Raw genomic sequence first — 6,821 nt, 5'->3', positions numbered from 1 at the left:
TTCTTTGGGTTAGTATAACCTCTTAGCAGCTGTCCAATTTTATTATGCCACTACATCTGAAACTCTTATAATAATTCTCTGTAGTGGTTGGCTTAGATACTTCTAGCTCCTGTTCAACTACCCTGTCTGATACCAACGGCTCAAGCGTAGCTGAACTCTTGTATCTCTCCTGATGATAAGCCTCCTTGATTTTTATTCCAGTGGCTAGCAGCGTCTCATCTGACTGTTTGCGCTCATTTCTGCTAACCCTATGATCGTATATAGAATGCTCACGTTCTTTGTTATGTGGTTGAAAGCGAAGACCATCAAACCCTCTTTCAAACATACCGCCTTTGAGCCTAACACCCATTGGCTTACCATTCTTATCGGTTAACTTGCTGCTGGTCACCGATAACGTCTTCTCACTATTACCTCGATTGATCTTCAAGCCCCACTGCTCCAACCGACCTAACACCCTCCGACGATTCATAGCGATACCCTCTTGCCAATCTAGCAATAAGCGACGTTTAATAGCCTCCTCCAACAGCTTACGGCTAGGAGGATTAGCGATAACCTCCTCATCCTTATCAGCATCTTCTTTCGTATACGCTTTCATATCAAAAGGCGTAGGGCGTGGCGCATTACTGCTGTATGGGTTCACTAAGCGTTTACGCTCAGGATCATTAGGGTCACTTAACGGCTCACCCTTAATGGTTTTGACTTCTGAATTGATAATATTTTTCCAAGCGTTCACCCTTTTTTGATCTGCTGGCTCATAGTACGGCTGAAACGACTTACCTGATCGTAGCTCCTGACAGGGAATCACAAAGTTCAGCTCCAGTCGTCCGACAGGATGAGCGTCATCAATGTCTTTATCCGCATGCTCAACCCATAGAATATCGTACTGATCATTCTCTAACCCGCAGAATATGACCGCTTCAAACTCCTGCATAATGCGCTTTTTATCGGCTTCACTAATCTCATCCGCACGTTCACTAAAAGATAAGTACCCTGACTTATACTTAGTCTTGTGAGAGGTCGTGTTAATTAGGTGCTCAGTGAGCACAGGATCGCCGTACAGCACTTTTGCATGCGTTCTAGGCACCAAAGTACCCTTACTCCCTTTCTCTTTAAGAAGGTAATCTAAAACGCCACTCGCTTTGCCCTTACCATGCTTAGAGAACTTAACAATCATCACTATCCCTCGCGGCTACCTTTGAGTATTCGATACTGGTCTCTATCAGCGCATGCAACTGCTTCCTAATCGCCTTAATCTCATCCAATACCTCAGAATCAACGTGCTTTTCGATATTCACATGCTTGGTCAGCTGATTAAGATTGCTACCGATTCTACCCAACTGACGCACCAATTCAGGATCAACTGGCTTAACAGGAGTAACCCCTAATGCCAATCCTCGTAACCAACTGGCCACCGTATTTTCACGATTCCTTTTTTTTATCTCAGCAAGTTCGTAGTCATTGACGCGAATTGCAATCTCTCTATTTCGCTTGGCTCTCTTGTCAAGAACGGCAGTTTTTGGCTCAATCATAACGATTACCTAGGTAAGAGTTTTTGGGGGTTTTAAGGGGTCTCCCCTTAACCAGCTCACATGAGGGATAGGATAATTATTACGTAGTAATAAATAGCCCCCTCCTGTGACTGCTGGCTTAAGAATATCATAAAATAATTGGATTGATATAATGCCATTTTTAGTCTATTGTCTGTAGATGGTTTATAGTTATTGTAGGTAGATGGTTTTTGTTATTGTCTATAGTGAGTTTTCACTAATTGTTTGTAGAGGGTTTAGTAATGGAAGATGTCAAGCAGAAGAATCAGAATCGAGTGGAAAACATGAAGCGTGTTAACCTAAAAAGAACAGCGAGAAGTCATGCAATTATTTTCTTCCTAAGAATTATAGATAACATGGGAAATTTGAATGAGGTGATGTGGTTTTACAATTTAAAGGAGTTATCGAATGATAAGAGAAAGGAGTTATGGCACGCTTTTAGTGACTTGCCTAATATTAAAACAATAGAAAAGAGACAGCACGATAATATGCATTTGAATGAACATTCTTTAACGTCGTACAGTGCTGACCAAGTGCTTAAACTTATGGGTATTAATTTTAACAAAGGAAAGCTAAGTATATTCGCTTCTAAGGATCGTAAGCAAAATAAGGAACTGGCTCAATTGGTATTATCTGTGGTTAAGAGTGATCCCAAAGCATATAGAGAGACTTTAGATCTGTTTATTAAGTACTGGATAGAAGACTATGAGTTAAGGGAAGAACAATCTACTGAAGCTTAGAGTGCTTTTTCAATACTTATTTATAATCAAAAAGGTTTTTAATGTTTTTAAGGCTTTTAAAAGCTTTTAAGTAAGCTGTATCTCTTTATATTCAAGGCTTTTCGGCTAGATAAGTATACGTTTATACACCCATAGATATACGTTTATACACCCATAGATATACGTTTATACACCCATAGATATACGTTTATACACCCATAGATATACCTATTTACAATCTAAGTATATATATATACAATGTTTTATACGAAGTATATTTATATGGATTTTATATGACAAAAACTAGCATAGTAAGCAAAGCTAATGCGTTTATTGAATCGGGCTATGCGATTAACTTAGTCGCTCAGCGTGTAATTATCTTAGCTATTATTGAAGCGAGAGAACAGGGAAGTATGTCTGAAATTGGAGGTATCCACCGTATTAAAGCGTCTGATTATGGGAAGCATTTTGAATGTGATAAAACTACTGCTTATCGTTCACTAAAGTCTGCTTGTGAGAGTCTTTATGAAAGCGAGTTTGTTTGGACTGATAAGGATTCGAAGGGACGTGACAAGATAAATAAGTCTAGATTTGTGCAACGTGCTTCATATAGTGAGGGAGGTGGGTATGTAGAGGTTATGTTTGGAAACGATGTTATTCCTCTCATAACAAGACTTAGTGAGAAATATACAGAATACGAATTACAACAAATAAAAGACTTAAATAGCATCTACGCATTGCGAATCTTTGAAATATTAATGCAGTGGAGTAGTGTTGGTAAAACCCCTCCAATTACAATTGAAAATTTACGTACTCGTTTGGGTATCGAAGAACACCAATATAAAACTATGGGTAATTTCAAAAATCGTGTCTTAGACCATGCTATTAATGAGATTAATGATAATACCAATATTACAGCGACTTATGAGCAGCACAAAGAAGGCCGTAGAATTATTGGATTTACGTTTAAATTCAAAATAAAAACTAAGCCTGAGAAAGTGACAGGCATAAAGAGAGATGGCGATACGCCTGATATGCTCACTCCCTTAAAAATGACAGATAAGCAAAGAGGTGTTTTTGCAGCTAAGCTATCGGAAATGAATGAGTTGGCTAACTATGCTAGGCAAGGTGAGGATTATAAGGCGTTTGCTGCGCGGATCGAAATAGAGCTATTAGATGAAAGTAAGCATGCATTTTATATGCCCTACCTAGATAAATTAGGTTTTCGGCCTTACTAAAGAGATGTTTAAAAACCCCCACCGTCTTTTCTTCTTTTCGGCGATATCGGTTGTCTCATTATTATGTTTTTGTTCGGCCTGTGGCTCATCGTCGGGTTCAAATTGCTTGAACTCTAGCAGTCTTACTTGTGCAAAATCATGAATACTGGCGTTGGCTTTCTCCAGCGTCTTATTTAGCTGGCCAATCTGTTGTTGGTAGTTTTCTATCAACTGCTTTTGATCACTGACCTGTTGTCGTAGGTGTTCGTTTTTTAACTTCTCTAGCTCTAACTGGTGTTCAAGCGCTGTACAAGAATGAACAGTCTGACTGTTCAAATGCGTATTATTAGAAGTGTTCAGTGATTGTTCAGTACGTTTTTTGGAAACAGGTTCGCCAAATACTCGAAGCATCTCCGCAGTATCAATTTTCTTGTCTGAATTTCTAGAAAGCTCGCCATCATTGACTTTCTGATAGATCGTTGTTCTTGATACACCCCACTCTTTTGCTGCTTTCGTCACTGATATGATCATTGTTCACCTAGTGTTCAAGTACGTTTTTAATGTCTGTACAATACAACTGTTCAGAACGTTCAGTGAACAACTATCGCACTAACCTAACTATGAGGAAAGACCTTAATAAATGTAAGGAAGACTGAATCATTCATTAAGTGGGTGGGGGCTGCCAATTCGGCTGGTGTTGAATTGCCAGATTACTCAGAGCGATAATTAGTAATTTAGTCAGCTGAGATTTTATATTTAGGATAATATTGTAATATGTATCCATAATGAAATTAGAAATTTTATAATATAAAGAGTGTTTTAACATGCGAAATTTTTTGCTGTGGACAATTGTAATAATTATATCTATTGGAATATATTATTCTATAAATCAGGAACAAAGTACTACAGATAGTTATGATGAAGAACAAAGCACTACAGATAGTTATGATGAAATAAGTGAGGAAGATGCAGCATCTCATCGTAACTACAATGAACCTAGAGTGCAAGTGAGCGCAAGCGGGTTGTATAACCGTTATAATTCAAATTCTATACGTGCCAAAGCATTGTATGATGGCAAGTTAATCGAAATAACAGACTCACCTTTAAAAGTAGATATTGCCCCAGATGGTGATGGCATCATATATCTTGCTGACTTTTTTTTTCAAGGCGTGGGTGTATACGCTAAGGGTGGGAAAGACTTTAAGTCTGAGGCAGCTAAGCTTGAAAGTACATACGATGAAATAACCTTACTGTGCTATTCAGATGAATTCTCAACTGATAATAACATTCTTACAGACTGTATTTTTGATCTCAAGACAAACTCTGAAAGGGATGCTGAGAGAATAGCAATCAGAGCTGCTGAAGCGAAAGCCAGGGAGGAGGATAAAAAGGCAAGGGAAGAGGAGGTAGAAGGTAGGAAGGCGGCTGAAAAGGCAAGGGAAGAGGAGGTAGAAGGTAGGAAGGCGGCTGAAAAGGCAAGGGAAGAAAAAGATAGAAAAATAAGAGAAAAGACTGAACAAGAAAGAATAAAAGCTTATGCAGCTATAACTAAAAGTGAGTCAAAGAGCCAGAATGATGTTGAAACAGAGCCATATAATACAACTTATGTAGATGGTAATAGTTCAGCCGACTCAGATTATTTTGATTAATTTTTTTTGACAGTGTGGCACATTACATATAACTGTCGTTTTAAAGTCAGTTATATGTATAGAGAAGAATTAAGTAAAGAGAAGCCGTAAGGGCTTGGTATGTATCTGCTATTGAGCCTTTCCCAAACTTTGTGTAACTGCTTATAATCCACTAACTGGAGAATAAGCAATGACTACTCAACCCGACATCAAGAAACTGGCCCAGCAGATGGCTGGTAGCATGAAAAGCTTCGATGACATTAAAGACTTCCAAAAGCAGCTCATGCAATCCTTTATCGACACTGCCCTTGAAGCTGAGATGGAAGATCATCTCGGCTATCCCAAGCATGAAAAGGCGGATAAGCCTAATAAGCGCAATGGACACACTAAAAAGACCGTCCGCAGTGACACAGGCGATCTTGAGATATCTACCCCAAGAGACCTTGATAGCAGCTTTGAGCCTGTACTCGTTAGTAAGCATCAAACCCGTATCTCAGGTCTCGATGATAAAATCATATTCCTTTACGCCAAGGGTCAAACCACCACTGAGATCGTAGAGAGCATTAAAGAGCTCTACGATGTCGATATCTCAAGTAGCTTGGTTTCAAGAGTCACTGACAACATCTTAGAGGACATCACTGCATGGCAGAACCGGCCATTGAGCAGTGTTTATCCTATCGTCTATCTAGACTGCATTGTCGTCAAAGTACGTCAAGACAAGCAGATCATCAACAAAGCCATTTACTTAGCCCTAGGCGTCAATCTTAGTGGTAAAAAAGAGCTGCTTGGTATGTGGCTATCAGAGAATGAAGGTGCTAAGTTCTGGCTAGGTGTTCTTACCGAGCTACAAAACCGTGGCGTTCAAGACATCTTAATCGCTTGTGTCGACGGTCTAAAGGGCTTTCCTGATGCCATTAACACCGTTTATCCCAACGCTCAGGTTCAGCTGTGTATCGTACACATGGTGCGCTATTCAATGAAGTTTGTGCCGTGGACGGATAAAAAGGCCGTAGCGGCTGATTTAAAGGCCATTTACGGCGCTGATACCCTTGAGATGGCAGAGGCCAATCTTGAGCACTTTGATGAGACTTGGGGCAAAGATTACCCGCACGTGGTCAAGTCTTGGCGCAATAACTGGGAAGGCTTAACGGTGTTCTTTGAGTATCCTAAAGACATCAGAAAAGTGATTTATACCACCAATGCGATAGAGTCGCTAAACAGTGTGATTCGGACGGCAGTGAATAAGCGTAAGGTGTTCCCATCTGATCAGGCAGCATTCAAAGTGGTGTACTTAGCCACCCAGCAGGCGTCTAAAAAGTGGTCGATGCCGATTCGTAACTGGACGTCTGCTCTGAATCGTTTTATGATTATGTTTGATGACCGTATCAGTAAGCATTTAATCTAAATGGCAGTTACACAGAATCTGGGATGGTCTCCTGCTATTATATTATCGCCACATAAATATAGAACTAAAAAAATTAATCAACAGAGTCAAGCCATGACCTTTCTTAATACCTCATTGATACGTAAATCAACCTTGTGCTTAACAGTAGCAATGCTTTCTCTATCAGCCTGCGCGGTAGATTTTGATGAAACTCAACGTTTAGCCAACCAAAGTGTCGCTTCAGCCCAAACCAACCTTGGCGTGATGTACTACAATGGCGAAGGCGTACCTCAGAATTATACCAAAGCACTTGACTGGTACACAAA

The 6,821-nt window shown here is 39.8% G+C and carries 8 protein-coding genes; 5 read left to right on the top strand and 3 right to left on the bottom strand.

What is annotated here, in order from left to right; genetic code table 11:
• Positions 1 to 22: 22 nt before the first annotated feature.
• Both JFC10_RS14665 and JFC10_RS14660 read right to left on the bottom strand, forming a co-directional pair.
• The gene (locus tag JFC10_RS14665; RefSeq protein ID WP_198333472.1) at positions 23 to 1,174 is read right to left on the bottom strand and encodes a relaxase family protein; all 1,152 of its coding nucleotides are present in this window, start codon (positions 1,172 to 1,174) and stop codon (positions 23 to 25) included.
• Entirely contained in the window at positions 1,164 to 1,529 is a 366-nt protein-coding gene (locus JFC10_RS14660) for a plasmid mobilization protein (RefSeq protein WP_198333471.1), read from the bottom strand. The genes JFC10_RS14665 and JFC10_RS14660 overlap by 11 nt, the downstream gene beginning before the upstream one ends.
• A 260-nt stretch (positions 1,530 to 1,789) precedes the next feature.
• On the opposite strand from JFC10_RS14660, the gene JFC10_RS14655 reads away from it, so the two are divergent.
• Positions 1,790 to 2,287 (top strand): hypothetical protein, encoded by a 498-nt coding sequence (locus tag JFC10_RS14655; protein WP_198333470.1) that lies wholly within the window; start codon positions 1,790 to 1,792, stop codon positions 2,285 to 2,287.
• A gap of 272 nt (positions 2,288 to 2,559) precedes the next feature.
• A complete protein-coding gene (gene repM, locus JFC10_RS14650; protein WP_198333469.1) occupies positions 2,560 to 3,504 on the top strand; it encodes a replication initiation protein RepM in 945 nt (314 codons plus the stop codon).
• Here repM and JFC10_RS14645 read toward each other — a convergent pair.
• Entirely contained in the window at positions 3,484 to 4,002 is a 519-nt protein-coding gene (locus JFC10_RS14645; RefSeq protein WP_198333468.1) for a plasmid replication DNA-binding protein, read from the bottom strand. The genes repM and JFC10_RS14645 overlap by 21 nt on opposite strands.
• Positions 4,003 to 4,307: 305 nt before the next feature.
• Between JFC10_RS14645 and JFC10_RS14640 the strand changes: the two genes are divergently transcribed.
• The 3 genes from JFC10_RS14640 to JFC10_RS14955 all read left to right on the top strand — a co-directional run.
• A complete protein-coding gene (locus JFC10_RS14640; RefSeq protein ID WP_198333467.1) occupies positions 4,308 to 5,132 on the top strand; it encodes an OB-fold protein in 825 nt (274 codons plus the stop codon).
• Between the two features lie 169 nt (positions 5,133 to 5,301).
• Positions 5,302 to 6,516, top strand: coding sequence for an IS256 family transposase (locus JFC10_RS14635; RefSeq protein ID WP_198333466.1), 1,215 nt, complete (start codon positions 5,302 to 5,304; stop codon positions 6,514 to 6,516).
• 93 nt (positions 6,517 to 6,609) lie between these two features.
• On the top strand, positions 6,610 to 6,821 hold a 212-nt coding region (locus JFC10_RS14955), incomplete at its 3' end, for a tetratricopeptide repeat protein (protein WP_406947888.1).

The sequence above is a fragment of the Psychrobacter aquimaris genome (assembly GCF_016107525.1).
GTDB lineage: Bacteria > Pseudomonadota > Gammaproteobacteria > Pseudomonadales > Moraxellaceae > Psychrobacter > Psychrobacter aquimaris.
The sequence above is the reverse complement of the archived record's forward strand: the minus strand, read 5'-3'. Positions and strand labels throughout refer to the sequence as shown.

Bases quoted from the DNA above. Each gene is read 5' to 3' on its own strand.
- JFC10_RS14665 (WP_198333472.1), bottom strand. From the start codon at position 1,174: ATGATTGTTAAGTTCTCTAAGCATGGTAAGGGCAAAGCGAGTGGCGTT.
- JFC10_RS14660 (WP_198333471.1), bottom strand. From the start codon at position 1,529: ATGATTGAGCCAAAAACTGCCGTTCTTGACAAGAGAGCCAAGCGAAAT.
- JFC10_RS14655 (WP_198333470.1), top strand. From the start codon at position 1,790: ATGGAAGATGTCAAGCAGAAGAATCAGAATCGAGTGGAAAACATGAAG.
- repM (WP_198333469.1), top strand. From the start codon at position 2,560: ATGACAAAAACTAGCATAGTAAGCAAAGCTAATGCGTTTATTGAATCG.
- JFC10_RS14640 (WP_198333467.1), top strand. From the start codon at position 4,308: ATGCGAAATTTTTTGCTGTGGACAATTGTAATAATTATATCTATTGGA.
- JFC10_RS14635 (WP_198333466.1), top strand. From the start codon at position 5,302: ATGACTACTCAACCCGACATCAAGAAACTGGCCCAGCAGATGGCTGGT.